The sequence below is a fragment of the Streptomyces sp. NPDC056361 genome, from assembly GCF_042262805.1.
Classification (GTDB): Bacteria; Actinomycetota; Actinomycetes; order Streptomycetales; family Streptomycetaceae; genus Streptomyces.
The window spans coordinates 20,034-34,198 of sequence record NZ_JBHJQI010000087.1 but is presented as its reverse complement, the minus strand read 5'-3'; the positions used below and the strand labels follow the sequence as shown (position 1 = coordinate 34,198).

The window sequence follows — 14,165 nt, the reverse complement described above, 5'->3', positions numbered from 1 at the left end:
GGGACTCCGGACCCGGCGCCGCGCCGTCGCGGGGCCGTCAGTCGCGGCGGGCCCGGTTGCCGGGGCGGCCGGCGACCCAGACGCGGATCGTGTCCGCGTACCAGTAGGGCTTGCCCGACTCCACCCGATCGGGCGGCGGCAGCAGTCCGTGCTTCCGGTAGGAGCGGACCGTGTCGGGCTGCACCCGGATGTGTGCGGCGATGTCCTTGTACGACCAGAGCCTTCTGTCCGTCATGCCCGGTACCTCCCTGCGCGCCGCGCAGCGGTGGCAGGGGGTGCCGTTCGGGGGCGCTGCGGGCGGGCGTCGGCGATCAAGCGATCAATCAGCCTGTTGCCCGTTGCAACGGCCTTCCCGACGGGAGGAGAGGGGCTGTCGACCGCCTGTGACGCAAAACCCGCGTAACGGAGACATGCGTGACGGCGCAGGGACCCGTGTGACGGAAGCGGCACACGCGCCCACCGGTGTGTCCGCGTGCGTCACCCCTGGTCAGGCGGGTATGCGCCGGGCTTCACACCCAGCCGTACGCCGATCACGCCCGCCCCCGCGCCGGTCATGCCCGCCCCCGCGCCGGTCGCCCGCCCGCGCCGGTCACACGCCGCAGGAGCGGAGGAAGCTCCGGGTGCGCAGGGCGATCGGGTACGGGGCGTCCGGCTCGCACGGGTACATGTCCTGCTCGACGATGGCGAAGAGGTCCACGTCCAGGGCCCGCGCGGCGGCCAGCACCGGTTCGAGCGCGGGCACCCCGGACGGCGGCTCGCACATCACGCCCCGCGCCACCGCCGGCCCGAACGGCACCCCCTCGGCCACCACCCCGGCGAGCACCTCCGGATCGACCTGCTTGAGGTGCAGATAGCCGATCCGCTCGCCGTAGGTCTCGATGAGCTTGACGCTGTCCCCGCCGGCGTACGCGTAGTGCCCGGTGTCCAGGCAGAGCGCGACGGCCTCCGGATCGGTCGCGTCGAGGAAGCGCGTCACGCTCTCCTCGCCGTCCAGATGGGTGTCGGCGTGCGGATGGACCACGATCCGCAGCCCGTACCGCTCGCGGACCTCGCGGCCCAGACGCTCCGTCAGCCGCGTCAGGTCCCGCCACTGCCCGGCGGAGAGCACCGGATCCTCCAGGACCTCGCCCGTCCGGTCGTCCCGCCAGAAGGACGGGATGACGACCAGATGGGCGGCGCCCATCGCCTGGGCGAGGGCCGCGTTCTCGGCGACGTGCGCCCAGGTGCGGTCCCAGACGTCCGGGCCGTGGTGCAGCCCGGTGAAGACCGTCGCCGCCGACACCCGCAGACCGCGCCGCGAGGTCTCCTCCGCGAGGACGGCGGGATCGGTGGGCAGATAGCCGTACGGGCCGAGCTCGATCCAGCCGTAGCCGGCGCCCGACACCTCGTCGAGGAAGCGCTGCCAGGGCACCTGCCGGGGATCGTCGGAGAACCACACCCCCCACGAGTCCGGGGCGGAGCCGACACGGATACGGGACGGTGGCGCCGGTTTCGTCATGATTGCCACCCTGACCGGGGCGCGGGGGAGCGTCAAGACGGTCGTCCGGATGTCCGGACATATCGTTGACAGCCCTCCGGACGGACGACTAGACCTGGTGGCGGGGCCGGAGCCGAGAGGTGGCGGGTGCAGACGGAGCCGTACGAGCTGATCACCATGGGGCGCCTCGGCGTGGACCTGTACCCGCTGACCAGCGGAGTCGGGCTCGACCGGGTCGACACCTTCGGCCGCTTCCTCGGCGGCTCCCCGGCCAACGTGGCCGTCGCCGCCGCCCGGCTCGGCCGGCGCACCGCCCTGGTCTCCCGCACCGGGGCCGACCCCTTCGGCACCTTCCTGCGCAGGCAGCTGGCGGACTTCGGCGTGGACGCCCGCTGGGTCACCGAGGTCGACGCCCACCCCACCCCCGTCACCTTCTGCGCCCTCTTCCCGCCCGACGACTTCCCGCTCTACTTCTACCGCCGGCCCCAGGCCCCCGACCTGGAGATCCACCCGCACGAACTGGACCTCGACGCGATCCGCGCCGCCCGGGTGTTCTGGGCGACCGGCACCGGCCTGTGCGCCGAACCCAGCCGCACCGCGACCCTGGCGGCGCTCCGGGCCCGCACCGGCGGGGGGACGACGGTCCTCGACCTGGACTGGCGTCCGATGTTCTGGACGGACCCGGCGGCGGCCCGCCCGTACTACGCCGAGGCGCTCCGCCACGCGACCGTCGCCGTCGGCAACCTCGACGAGTGCGAGGTGGCGACCGGGGAACGCGACCCCGACGCCGCCGCCCGCGCGCTCCTCGCCACCGGCACGGTCCGCCTCGCCGTCGTCAAGCAGGGCCCCGAGGGCGTCCTCGCGCTCTCCGCCGACGGCACCCGCGCCGAGGTGCCGCCGCTGCCGGTGGAGGTCGTCAACGGCCTCGGCGCGGGCGACGCGTTCGGCGGGGCGCTCGTCCACGGCCTGCTCGCCGGCTGGGACCTCGAACGGACCCTGCGCCACGCCAACGCCGCCGGCGCGATCGTCGCCGGCCGCCTCCCCTGCTCCTCCGCCATGCCCTGCGCCTCCGAGATCGACGAAGCCCTCACCGCCGGCACGGGAACGATTCCGGCAAACAAGGGGTAGGGATCCGCGCATGAGCCCCGACCGACCTCTCTCCCTCCACCTGCCCGCCGGGACCGCCGCCCGCGGCCCGTACGCCGTCGACATCGACCCGGAGCGGGCCGGATGGGCGTACTCCGCCCTCCGGGTGCTCACCCTCGGGCCGGGGGAGACGCACGCGTTCGACAGCGGAGATGGCGAATGGGTCGTGCTTCCCCTCGCCGGTGCCTGTAGCGTGCGCGTCGACGGCGAGATCCTCGAACTCCAGGGCCGCGCAGGCGTGTTCGACGGAGTGACCGATTTCGCCTATGTACCGCGCGACGCCCACGCCCAGATCGCCTCCGGCGCGGGAGGCCGCTTCGCTTTGGCAGGAGCGAAGTGCGAGCGACGACTCCCCGCCCGCTACGGCCCCGCGCCGGAGGTTCCCGTCGAGACCCGGGGCCGGGGCAACCGCGAGCGCCGGGTGCGGAACTTCGCCTCGGCCGACGCCTTCGCCTGCGACCGCCTCATCGCCGTCGAGGTCGTCACGCCCGGCGGCAACTGGTCCTCCTACCCGCCGCACAAGCACGACGAGCACCGGCCCGGCGCCGAGTCCGTCCTGGAGGAGATCTACTACTACGAGATCGACGGCCCGGGCGCCCTCGCCTACCAGCGGATCTCGCCCTCCCGGCCCGGCGGCGCCGACCTCCTCGCCGAGGTGCGGGACGGCGACGCCGTCCTCGTCCCCGACGGCTGGCACGGCCCCTCGATCGCCCAGCCGGGTCACGATCTCTACTACCTCAACGTCATGGCGGGCCCCGGGCCCGAGCGGTCGTGGAAGATCTGCTTCCACCCGGACCACACGGAGGGATACGCATGAGCATCCGGCTGACCGTCGCCCAGGCGCTGGTCCGGTTCCTCGCCGCCCAGCACACCGAACGCGACGGCGAACGGCGCCGGCTGATCGCCGCCACCTGGGGCATCTTCGGACACGGCAACGTCGCCGGGATCGGCCAGGCGCTGGTCGAGGACGCGGAGCTCATGCCCTTCCACCAGGGCCGCAACGAACAGGCCATGGTGCACGCCGCCGTCGGCTACGCCCGCCAGTCGAACCGGCTCTCCGCGCACGCCGTCACCACCTCCATCGGCCCCGGCGCCACCAACCTCGTCACCGGCGCCGCCCTCGCCACCGTCAACCACCTGCCGGTCCTGCTGCTGCCCGGCGACACCTTCGCGACCCGCCCCGCCGACCCCGTCCTCCAGCAGCTCCAGCTTCCCCACGCCGGCGACGTGTCGGTCAACGACTGCCTGCGGCCCGTCTCCCGCTACTTCGACCGGATCGGCCGGCCCGAGGCCCTGATCCCCGCCGCCCTCGCCGCCGTGCGGGTCCTCACCGACCCCGTGGAGACCGGCGCGGTGACCCTCGCCCTGCCCCAGGACGTCCAGGCGGAGGCGTACGACTGGCCGGAGGACTTCTTCGCCGAGCGGGTCTGGCGGGTCCGCCGCCCCTCCCCGGACGAGGACGAACTGGCCGCGGCGGTCGCGGCGATCGACCGGGCCGCCCGCCCGCTGATCGTCGCCGGCGGCGGCGTCCGGTACAGCGGCGCCGAGGAGGCCCTCCACGACTTCGCCGCGCTGAGCGGCATCCCCGTCGCCTCCACCCAGGCCGGCAAGGGGGCGCTGCACCACGACCACCCCCAAGACGTCGGCGGCATCGGCCACACCGGCACCGCCGTCGCCGACCACCTGGCCCGCACCGCCGACGTGGTGATCGGCGTCGGCACCCGCTGGACCGACTTCACCACCGCCTCCGGCACCCTCTTCGGCCACCCCGACGTACGGTTCGTCAACCTCAACGTCGCCGCCTTCGACTCCCACAAGCTGGCCGCGCTCCCGCTCGTGGCGGACGCCCGCGAGGGCCTGGAGCAGCTCCACTCGCTCCTGGAGCCGCTCCACGTCTCCGCGCACTACGCGCACGAGATCGCCGAGGAGAAGCTCCGCTGGCGGACCCGCGTCGACGCCGCCTACGCCGTCGCCGACGAGGACGCCCGCCCCACCCAGACCCAGGTCCTCGGCGTACTCGACACTCTGGTCGACGCGAGCGACATCCTGATCAACGCCGCCGGATCGCTCCCCGGCGACCTCCACAAGCTGTGGCGGCCCCGCTCGCCCGACCAGTACCACGTCGAGTACGGCTACTCCTGCATGGGCTACGAGATCCCCGCAGCCCTCGGCGTCCTGCTCGCCGCCCCCGAAAGGCCCGTCTGGGCACTCGTCGGCGACGGTACGTACCTGATGAACCCCACCGAAATCGTCACCGCCGTCCAGGAACGGCTGCCCCTGCGGCTGATCGTCCTGCAGAACCACGGCTACGCCTCCATCGGCGGCCTCTCCGAGGCCGTCGGCGCCGAGCGGTACGGCACCGACTACCGCCACCGGGACCCGGACGGCGGCTTCACCGGAGCACCGCTCCCCGTCGACCTCGGCGCCAACGCCGCCTCCCTCGGCATGCGGGTGCTCCGCCCCCGCACCGTCCGTGACCTGCGAGAAGCCCTCGCGGACGCACGGCGCGCCACGGTTCCCACATGTGTCTACGTCGAGACCGAAACGCCAGACACAGTGTCGGGCCCGCCCCCGGCCCAGGCGTGGTGGGATGTGCCCGTGGCCGAGACGTCGACCCGCCCGTCGGCGGTCAAGGCCCGCGAGGAGTACGACCGGCACGTCACCGCCCGACGCCGCCATCTCTGAAGGAGTAACTCGTCATGACGAAGACCGTCCACCACTGGATCGGTGGCAAGACCGTCGAGGGCACGTCGGGCAACTGGGGCCCGGTCACGGACCCGGCCACCGGCGCCGTCACCACGCGCGTCGCGCTCGCCTCCGTCGAGGAGGTCGACGCCGCCGTCGCCGCCGCGAAGGACGCCTTCGCGACCTGGGGCACCTCCTCGCTCGCCCAGCGCACCACCATCCTCTTCAAGTTCCGCGCGCTCCTCGACGCCAACCGCGACGCCATCGCCGAGCTGATCGTCGCCGAGCACGGCAAGGTCCACTCGGACGCGCTCGGCGAGGTCGCCCGCGGCCTGGAGATCGTCGACCTGGCCTGCGGCATCACCGTCCAGCTCAAGGGCGAGCTCTCCACCCAGGTCTCCAACCGCGTGGACGTGGCCTCGATCCGCCAGCCCGTCGGCGTCGTCGCCGGCATCACGCCCTTCAACTTCCCGGCCATGGTGCCGATGTGGATGTTCCCGATCGCCATCGCGACCGGCAACACCTTCATCCTCAAGCCGAGCGAGAAGGACCCGTCGCCGGCCCTGAAGATCGCCGAACTGCTCGCCGAGGCGGGCCTCCCGGACGGCGTCTTCAACGTCCTGAACGGCGACAAGGTCTCCGTCGACCGGCTCCTGGAGCACCCGGACGTCTCCGCGGTCTCCTTCGTGGGCTCGACCCCGATCGCCCGCCACATCCACACCACCGCCTCCGCCAACGGCAAGCGCGTCCAGGCGCTCGGCGGCGCGAAGAACCACATGCTGGTCCTCCCGGACGCCGACCTCGACGCGGCGGCCGACGCGGCCGTCTCCGCGGCCTACGGCTCCGCCGGCGAGCGCTGCATGGCGATCTCCGCGGTCGTGGCCGTCGGCGCCATCGGCGACGAGCTCGTCCAGAAGATCCGCGAGCGCGCCGAGAAGATCAAGATCGGTCCCGGCACCGACCCGACCTCCGAGATGGGCCCGCTCATCACGGCCGTCCACCGCGACAAGGTCGCCTCCTACGTCCACGGCGCCGCCGCCGAGGGCTGCGAGGTCGTCCTCGACGGCACCGGCTACACCGTCGAGGGCCACGAGAACGGCCACTGGATCGGCCTCTCCCTGCTCGACCGCGTGCCCACCACGGCCAAGGCCTACCAGGACGAGATCTTCGGCCCGGTCCTCTGCGTGCTGCGCGCCGACACGTACGAGGAGGGCCTCGCCCTCATCAACGCCTCGCCGTTCGGCAACGGCACCGCGATCTTCACCCGCGACGGCGGCGCCGCCCGCCGCTTCCAGATGGAGGTCGAGGCCGGCATGGTCGGCGTCAACGTGCCGATCCCGGTGCCGGTGGGCTACCACTCCTTCGGCGGCTGGAAGGACTCGCTCTTCGGCGACCACCACATCTACGGCAACGACGGCGTGCACTTCTACACGCGCGGCAAGGTCGTCACCACCCGCTGGCCCGACCCGGCCGACGGCCCGACCGGCGTCGACCTGGGCTTCCCGCGCAACCACTGACGGGCGGCACCCGACGACGGCCCCCGGGGTGCTGACAGCACACCCCGGGGGCCGTCCCCGTCCCGGACGGCCCCGCGTCACCCCCCGCCGGAGGCCCCTTCGCCGGAGGCCCCCTCGTCGAAGGTCCAGCCGAGCATCGCGAACACGCCCTCGTCCACCGCGCCCGCCGCCCGGTAGGTGGCCAGCGCCGGCGCGTTGTCCGTGTCCACCGGCACCCACGCGCCCCGGCAGCCGCGCTCCCGCGCCCGCGCCACCAGCGCCTCCGTGAGCGCCCGGCCCACACCGCGCCGCCGGTGGCCCTCGTCCACCCCCAGCTCGTACAGGCACATCTCGACGCCCTTGTCGGGGTGGACCATCTCGATCCCGGACACGAACCCGGCCGGGAAGCCGTCCTCCGCGTACGCGATCAGCATCAGATGGCCCGGCGCCGCCAGGAACCGCTCGGCCCACGCGGGCCGCGCGGGAGCGTCGTACAAGTGCTCGGCGGCGACCAGTTCGGCCACCGTCGCCGCCTGCCGGATGTCCATCCCGCACCTCCCGATGCGCGCACCCTCGTGCGCATACCGCGCCTGCTGTACGCGGACGGTAGCGCGTACGACTCCAGGAGGCCGCCGAATCCGCCTCGGGAGCGCCGCGGCCGCACAGGCGACCCGCCTAGGCTCGACCCCATGCGACTCCGACTTCCCCGGTGGGCCGCGGTCACCGCCGCGCTCGCCGTCCTCGCGGGCGCCGGCACCTGGACCGCCGTCGCCTCGGACGATCCACCGCCCGTGCACCGCGCGGACCGGGCGCTCTCCGTCGACGGCGTACGGCTCGACACCTCGTACTTCACCGGCGACGGCGACGGCCGGCGGCCCGCCGTCCTCCTCGGCCACGGCTTCGGCGGGTCCAAGGACGACGTCCGCGCCCAGGCCGAACAGCTCGCACGCGACGGCTACGCCGTCCTCACCTGGTCGGCACGCGGCTTCGGCGCCTCCACCGGCGAGATCGGCCTCAACGACCCCGACCGCGAGGTCCGGGACGTCCGGAAGCTGATCGACTGGCTCGCGACCCGCCCCGAGGTCCTCCTCGACGAGCCCGGCGACCCGCGCGTCGGCGTCACCGGCGCCTCCTACGGCGGCGCGATCTCGCTGCTCGCCGCCGGACACGACGCCCGCGTCGACGCCATCGCCCCGCAGATCACCTACTGGAACCTGGCCGACGCCCTCTTCCCCGAAGGCGTCTTCAAGAAGCTCTGGGCCGGGATCTTCTTCTCCGCCGGCGAGCAGCCCGGGACCGGGAACGCCGACGGCTGCGGCCGGTTCACCCCCGAGGTCTGCGCCCTCTACCAGCGCGTCGCCGTCTCCGGGAAGCCCGACGCCGCCGCCCGCGCGCTCCTCGAAGCCCGCAGCCCGTCCGCCGTCGGCTCCGCGATCAAGGTGCCCGCGCTGCTCGTCCAGGGCCAGTCGGACTCCCTCTTCACCCTGGCGCAGTCCGACGCCATGGCCCGCACCCTCACCGCCAACGGCGCCCCCGTCGCCGTCGACTGGATCGCCGGCGGCCACGACGGCGGCGACCGGGAGACCGAGCGCGTCGAGCGGCGGATCGGGGCCTGGTTCGACCGCTGGCTGAAGCGCGACACCTCCGTCGACACCGGCCCCGCCTTCCGGGTCAGCCGCACCGGCGGCGTCGACTCCACCGACGGGCGGGCCACCCTGCGCGCCGCGACCGCCGACCGCTACCCGGGACTCACCGCCGGCACCACGACCGTCCCCCTCGCGGGCCCGCCGCAGACCTTCGCCAACCCGGCCGGCGCCGCACCGCCCGCCGTCTCCGCGGTCCCCGGCCTCGGCGGCGGGCTGTCGGGCCTGTCCTCGCTCGGCGTCGGGCTCTCCCTCGACTTCCCCGGCCAGTACGCCCGGTTCGACGCGAAGCCGCAGACCGCGGCCGTCCGGATCACCGGGACGCCGACCGTCCGCGTCAAGGTCACCTCCACCGCCGGCGACGGCGCGGCCGTCCTCTTCGCCAAGGTGTACGACGTCGGGCCCGACGGACGGCAGCAGGTGCTGCCCGCCCAGCTCGTCGCCCCCTTCCGCGTCGACGACGCCCGGGCCGGCCGCGACCTCACGCTGACCCTGCCCGCGATCGACCACGAGGTGGAGGCCGGGCACCGGCTGCGGCTCGTCGTCGCCGCCACCGACCTCGGCTACGCGTCCCCGACGGTCCCCGCCGGGTACACGGTCGCCGTCGAGGGCCCGCTCACCGTGCCCACCGCGCCCGGACTCGCCACCCAGGCCGCCGGCCTGCCCTGGTGGGTGTGGGGCCTGCCGCTCCTCGGCCTGGCCGCCGCGGCGGCGCTGCTCCTGACCGCCCGCCGCAGGACCGCGGCAGCGGCACCCGACCCGGAGCTCGTCGCCGTACCGCTCCAGATCACCGGCCTGTCGAAGAAGTACAAGGGCGGCGACCGGTACAGCGTCCGGGACCTGTCCTTCCGCGTCGAGCAGGGCCAGGTCCTCGGCCTGCTCGGGCCGAACGGCGCGGGCAAGACCACCACCCTGCGCATGCTGATGGGCCTGATCGCCCCCGACGAGGGCGAGATCAGGGTCTTCGGGCAGGCGATCAGGCCCGGCGCCCCGGTCCTGTCCCGGGTCGGCGCGTTCGTCGAGGGCGCCGGCTTCCTGCCGCACCTGTCGGGCCGCGAGAACCTGGACCTGTACTGGAAGGCCACCGGCCGCCCCGCCGAGGACGCCCACGTCGAGGAGGCCCTGCGGATCGCGAACCTGGGCGGCGCACTCGAACGCGCCGTCCGGACCTACTCGCAGGGCATGCGGCAGCGCCTCGCCCTCGCCCAGGCGATGCTCGGCCTGCCGGACCTGCTGATCCTCGACGAGCCCACCAACGGGCTCGACCCGCCGCAGATCCGCGAGATGCGCGAGGTGATGATCCGGTACGCGGCCGGCGGCCGCACCGTCATCGTCTCCAGCCACCTCCTCGCCGAGGTCGAGCAGTCCTGCACCCATCTCGTCGTCATGGACCGGGGGCAGCTGGTGCAGGCCGGACCGGTCGCCGAGATCACCGGATCCGGCGACACCCTGCTCGTGACCCTGGCCGGGGAGATCGACGACGCGCTCGTCGAGAAGACCGCCGCCCTGCCCGGGGTCGGCTCGGCCGCCCGTGTCGACGGCGGACTCCTGGTCCGCCTCGACGGCGCCGACGCGACCGCCCTCATCGGCGAACTCGTCCGCCTGGACGTGCCGCTGACCGGGGTCGGGCCGCACCGGCGCCTGGAGGACGCGTTCCTGACCCTGATCGGAGGAGGATCCGCATGAGCACCACCGGCACCCTCACGGGCGCGACGGAGTCCGCCCCCGGCTACCGGGCGGGGCGCACCCTGCCCCTGCGCGTCGAGGCGCTGCGCCAGTGGAAGCGGCGGCGCACCCTGGTGATGGGCGGCATCCTCGTCGCCCTGCCGTTCATCCTGGTCGCCGCCTTCGCGATCGGCGGCCCGGCGGGCGGCGACCGCAGCGGCCGGATCACCCTGATGGACACGGCGACGACCTCCGGCGCCAACTTCGCCGCGACCTGCCTCTTCGTCTCGGCCGGTTTCCTCCTGGTCGTTCCGGTGGCGCTGTTCTGCGGGGACACGGTCGCCTCGGAGGCGAGCTGGTCCTCGCTGCGGTACCTGCTCGCCGCGCCAGTCCCGCGCTCGCGGCTCCTCGCCTCGAAGCTGGTGGTCGCGCTCGGGTACAGCGCGGCCGCCATGGTCCTCCTGCCGCTGGTGGCCCTGGCCGTCGGCACGGTCGCCTACGGCTGGGGGCCGCTGAGCCTGCCGACCGGCGGGGCGGTGCCGGCCGGGGAGTCGCTGCTGCGGCTCGGCGTCGCCGTCGCGTTCGTGTTCGCCTCCCAACTGGTCACGGCGGGGCTCGCCTTCTGGCTCTCCACCCGCACCGACGCCCCGCTCGGCGCGGTGGGCGGCGCCGTCGGCCTGACGATCGTCGGCAACGTCCTGGACGCGGTCACGGCGCTCGGCGACTGGCGCGACTTCCTGCCCGCGCACTGGCAGTTCGCCTGGATCGACGCGCTCCAGCCGCAGCTGGAATGGGGCGGCATGGTGAAGGGCACGGCGATCTCGGTGACGTACGCCGTGGTCCTCTTCGCGCTCGCCTTCCGCGGCTTCGCCCGCAAGGACATCGTGTCGTAGGTCTCCTACGGCCCGCTCATACCCACCCCCTTCGAGCCGCTTCCGCGCCCGCGCGGAAGCGGCTCGTCGTGCCGAGGGCGGCCATCAGCTCGCCGACGCGGCGGCTGTACGTCCGCGCCGACATGCCGAGCCGGGCGGCGGCCGTCTCGTCGGTGAGCCCCGACAGGAGGGCGTCGAGGACCGGCCGCAGCTGGGGCGGCAGATCGCCCGGCGGGGGAGGGGGCGGGGCCCGGTACGTCAGCTCCTCGGCCGCCGCCCACCAGGCGTGGTGGGCGCGGACGAGGGCCTGCACCACGACCGGGTCGCGGATCAGCAGCAGCCCGTTGTAGAGCAGCTCCAGATCGAGCGGCACGGCTGCCACCGTACGGTCGACGACGATCATCTTGAACGGGATCGCGTCGGCCAGGCGGGCCCGGCCGGGGATTCCGAGCCCCCCTTCGAGCCGGGGCAGGGCGTGCTTCGGGACGATCCGTCTGACCTCGCCGGCCCGCTCCGCCGCGGCCCGCATGCACGCTCCCGCGAGTTCCAGGAACGGCCCGGGGATGGCGCAGCCCGCGGAGGCGACGGGGTCGTCGAAGGTCAGCAGTTCGTACCGGGTGGAAGCGGCCAGCCCGGCGAGTGCGGCGCTGATGCTCCGCGCACCCCGGACCGGGCGCCCCGCGGGCCGCTGTCCCTCGGTCGCGGCCCGGTTCATCGCCGAACGGGCGAGCATCACGGAGCCCGCGCTGTCCGCCACCGCTGACCACCCCCGCCCGATCGATGTCCACTCCATGTACGCACGCGACTGCACACGGTGACAACCCCTGTTGAAAAGGATGGCGAATCCATGCCACCCGCATGCGCTGCCGTCGCCGTTGCCGCATCGAGATCCTTCCGCAACTCCTTCGACTGCTCCATCCGGCCCTCTCGTTCGTCACATTCACAAGTGCCGTACGAAGAGGGGGAGATGTCATGGAACGACGGAACGCAACGGCGGTCCGGCGGGCGGCGGCCCGGTTCCCGGCCGCGGTCGCGGCGCTGCTCGCGGCCGGACTCGCGGTCACCGGCTGCGGCGCGAGCGGCGACGGCAGCAGCGCCGACCGGGGGGTGCGGGAGGGCGGCCGGACGGCCCCGGCGGTCCCCGACGGCGGGCGCGCCGGGACCGAGCGGCCCCGGGAGGGCGAGCAGCGCTCCCCGGTGCCCGCCCCCGACTACCTGTCCACCTTCGCCCTGGACGTCGACACCGCCTCGTACGGCTACGCCCGCCGCACGCTGGCCGAGGGGCGGCTGCCCGACCCGTCGTCCGTGCGTCCCGAGGAGTTCGTCAACAGCTTCCGGCCCGACTACCCGCGCCCGGCGGACAACGGCTTCAGCGTGACCGTGGACGGGGCGCGCACCGGGCGGGACGGCTGGTCCCTGGTACGGGTCGGGCTGGCCACCCGGGGTGCCGACCGGGCCGCCGAACGCCCGCCGGCCGCCCTCACGTTCGTCGTCGACGTGTCCGGCTCGATGGGCGAGCCGGGGCGGCTCGACCTGGTCAAGGAGTCGCTCGGGCTGCTCGCCGACCAGCTCCGCGACGACGACTCGATCGCGCTGGTCACCTTCAGCGCCGAGGCCGAGACCCGGCTGCCGATGACCCGGGTCGGGGCGGCCCGGGGCCGGATCCGCGAGGTGGTGGACGCGCTGGGGACGAGCTCGTCCACCAACGTGGAGGCGGGCGTCCGCACCGGGTACGACGTGGCCGTCGAGGGGCACCGGAAGGGCGCCACCAACCGGGTCGTGCTGCTCTCCGACGCGCTCGCCAACACCGGCGCCACGGAGGCGGGGACGATCCTGGCCCGGATCGAGGAGGAGCGCAGGGCGTACGGGATCACCCTGTTCGGCGTGGGGGTCGGCAGCGAGTACGGCGACGCGTTCATGGAGCAGCTCGCCGACAAGGGCGACGGCCAGACGACGTACGTGGCCGACTCGGCGCAGGCCCGCAAGGTCTTCGTCGACCAGCTGCCCGCCCACGTCGAGCTGCGTGCCCGTGACGCCAAGGCGCAGGTGGCCTTCGACCGGAGGACGGTCGAGAAGTTCCGGCTCGTCGGGTACGAGAACCGCGCGGTCGCCGACGAGGACTTCCGCGACGACCGGGTGGACGGCGGCGAGATCGGGGCCGGGCACACGGTGACCGCGCTGTACGCGGTCAAGACCCGTCCCGGGGCGACGGGCCCGGTGGCCACCGCCACCGTCCGCTGGCTCGACCCGGCGACCCGGGCCCCGCACGAGCGGTCCGGCACGGTCGCCACGGGCGCGCTGACCGGCGACGTCTGGGGCGCCGGCCACGACAGCCTGCAACTGACGGCGATCACCGCCTACTTCGCGGACGCCCTGCGCGGCGGCGACCTGCCGGGCCACCCGGGGCTCGCGGCGCTCGCGGACCGGGCCGGGGCGATCGCCGACCGGTCGGGTTCGGCGGTAGTGCGCGAGCTGGCCGACGCGGTCCGGCAGGCCCACGGCCTGCGCGGCCCGGACGAGGGCCCGGGGGAAGTTCCTTCGAAGGAGGGCGAGTTGGGGTCGGGGGACCCGTACAGCTGAACCCGTTCGTACGCGCGTCCGGGCAACTGCCCCGTACCACCGGCGCGGAGGGCGGGCGGCGGGTCAGAATGGCCGCATGGCCACCCTGCTGCTCGCCCTCGCCGTCGGATGCACCGGACTCTACGCGGGTTTCCTGCTGATCTTCCTGACCGGGATCATGCCCGCGCTCGCCCGCCTGACGGACGCCGAGTTCGTCGTGGCGATGCGCCGGATCAACGAATGGGTGCCGAAGCCCCTGTTCCTCGCGGTCTTCCTCGGCGTGATCGCCTTCCCGCTCGCCGCGTTCCTCGTGCCCGTCGAAGGGCGCACCGACACCCAGAAGTGGCTGGTCCTCGCGGGGCTGGTGTGCGCGGCCCTCAACCACCTGGTCACCGTCGCCGGCAACGTGCCGCTCAACGAGGCGCTGGCCGCGTCGGAGGGAACCGCGGACGACGACCCGGCGAGGGTGCGCGCCGCCTTCGAGAAGCGGTGGAACGGTTTCCACCGCGTCCGCACGGCGCTGATCACCGTGTCCTTCGGCCTGCTCACCGCCGCCGCCGTGCTCTAGCGCCGGTCGTCGGCGCGCGAGTCCGCCCAGAAACCGAACCCCCGTGTCGGTTTC

At 74.1% G+C, this 14,165-nt stretch carries 12 protein-coding genes; 8 read left to right on the top strand and 4 right to left on the bottom strand.

Annotated features, from left to right (window positions below; genetic code table 11):
- Positions 1–37: 37 nt before the first annotated feature.
- Positions 38–235 carry a helix-turn-helix transcriptional regulator gene (locus ACFCY7_RS25720; RefSeq protein ID WP_376488413.1) on the bottom strand — a complete coding sequence of 66 codons (198 nt, stop codon included), beginning with the start codon at positions 233–235 and terminating at the stop codon, positions 38–40.
- A 354-nt stretch (positions 236–589) separates the two neighbouring features.
- Entirely contained in the window at positions 590–1,498 is a 909-nt protein-coding gene (locus tag ACFCY7_RS25715) for a sugar phosphate isomerase/epimerase family protein (RefSeq protein WP_376488412.1), read from the bottom strand.
- Positions 1,499–1,654: 156 nt separating this feature from the next.
- On the opposite strand from ACFCY7_RS25715, the gene iolC reads away from it, so the two are divergent.
- The 4 genes from iolC to mmsA are packed head-to-tail and all read left to right on the top strand — an operon-like array spanning position 1,655 to position 6,825.
- Positions 1,655–2,605, top strand: a complete 951-nt coding sequence (iolC, locus tag ACFCY7_RS25710) for a 5-dehydro-2-deoxygluconokinase (protein WP_376488414.1) — start codon at positions 1,655–1,657, stop codon at positions 2,603–2,605.
- Between the two features lie 10 nt (positions 2,606–2,615).
- Positions 2,616–3,440: a 5-deoxy-glucuronate isomerase gene (gene iolB, locus ACFCY7_RS25705; RefSeq protein ID WP_376488411.1), complete on the top strand. Its 825-nt coding sequence runs from the start codon at positions 2,616–2,618 to the stop codon at positions 3,438–3,440.
- Positions 3,437–5,308, top strand: a complete 1,872-nt coding sequence (iolD, locus tag ACFCY7_RS25700; protein WP_376488410.1) for a 3D-(3,5/4)-trihydroxycyclohexane-1,2-dione acylhydrolase (decyclizing) — start codon at positions 3,437–3,439, stop codon at positions 5,306–5,308. The genes iolB and iolD overlap by 4 nt, the downstream gene beginning before the upstream one ends.
- Positions 5,309–5,322: 14 nt before the next feature.
- Complete coding sequence (gene mmsA, locus ACFCY7_RS25695; RefSeq protein WP_376488409.1) at positions 5,323–6,825, top strand: CoA-acylating methylmalonate-semialdehyde dehydrogenase; 1,503 nt, start codon at positions 5,323–5,325, stop codon at positions 6,823–6,825.
- A 77-nt stretch (positions 6,826–6,902) separates the two neighbouring features.
- On the opposite strand, the gene ACFCY7_RS25690 is transcribed toward mmsA, so the two are convergent.
- Positions 6,903–7,352 carry a GNAT family N-acetyltransferase gene (locus ACFCY7_RS25690; RefSeq protein WP_376488408.1) on the bottom strand — a complete coding sequence of 150 codons (450 nt, stop codon included), beginning with the start codon at positions 7,350–7,352 and terminating at the stop codon, positions 6,903–6,905.
- 141 nt (positions 7,353–7,493) lie between these two features.
- Here ACFCY7_RS25690 and ACFCY7_RS25685 point away from each other — a divergent pair, with 141 nt between their 5' ends.
- Positions 7,494–10,133, top strand: a complete 2,640-nt coding sequence (locus ACFCY7_RS25685; protein WP_376488407.1) for an alpha/beta fold hydrolase — start codon at positions 7,494–7,496, stop codon at positions 10,131–10,133.
- A complete protein-coding gene (locus ACFCY7_RS25680; RefSeq protein WP_376488406.1) occupies positions 10,130–11,005 on the top strand; it encodes an ABC transporter permease in 876 nt (291 codons plus the stop codon). The genes ACFCY7_RS25685 and ACFCY7_RS25680 overlap by 4 nt, the downstream gene beginning before the upstream one ends.
- Before the next feature lie 16 nt (positions 11,006–11,021).
- On the opposite strand, the gene ACFCY7_RS25675 is transcribed toward ACFCY7_RS25680, so the two are convergent.
- On the bottom strand, positions 11,022–11,741 hold the full coding sequence (locus ACFCY7_RS25675) for a DNA-binding response regulator (RefSeq protein ID WP_376488405.1): 720 nt from the start codon (positions 11,739–11,741) through the stop codon (positions 11,022–11,024).
- Positions 11,742–11,956: 215 nt separating this feature from the next.
- Here ACFCY7_RS25675 and ACFCY7_RS25670 point away from each other — a divergent pair, with 215 nt between their 5' ends.
- Both ACFCY7_RS25670 and ACFCY7_RS25665 read left to right on the top strand, forming a co-directional pair.
- A complete protein-coding gene (locus tag ACFCY7_RS25670) occupies positions 11,957–13,564 on the top strand; it encodes a von Willebrand factor type A domain-containing protein (protein ID WP_376488404.1) in 1,608 nt (535 codons plus the stop codon).
- 76 nt (positions 13,565–13,640) lie between these two features.
- On the top strand, positions 13,641–14,111 hold the full coding sequence (locus ACFCY7_RS25665; protein ID WP_376488403.1) for a DUF1772 domain-containing protein: 471 nt from the start codon (positions 13,641–13,643) through the stop codon (positions 14,109–14,111).
- The last annotated feature ends 54 nt before the right edge of the window (positions 14,112–14,165 follow it).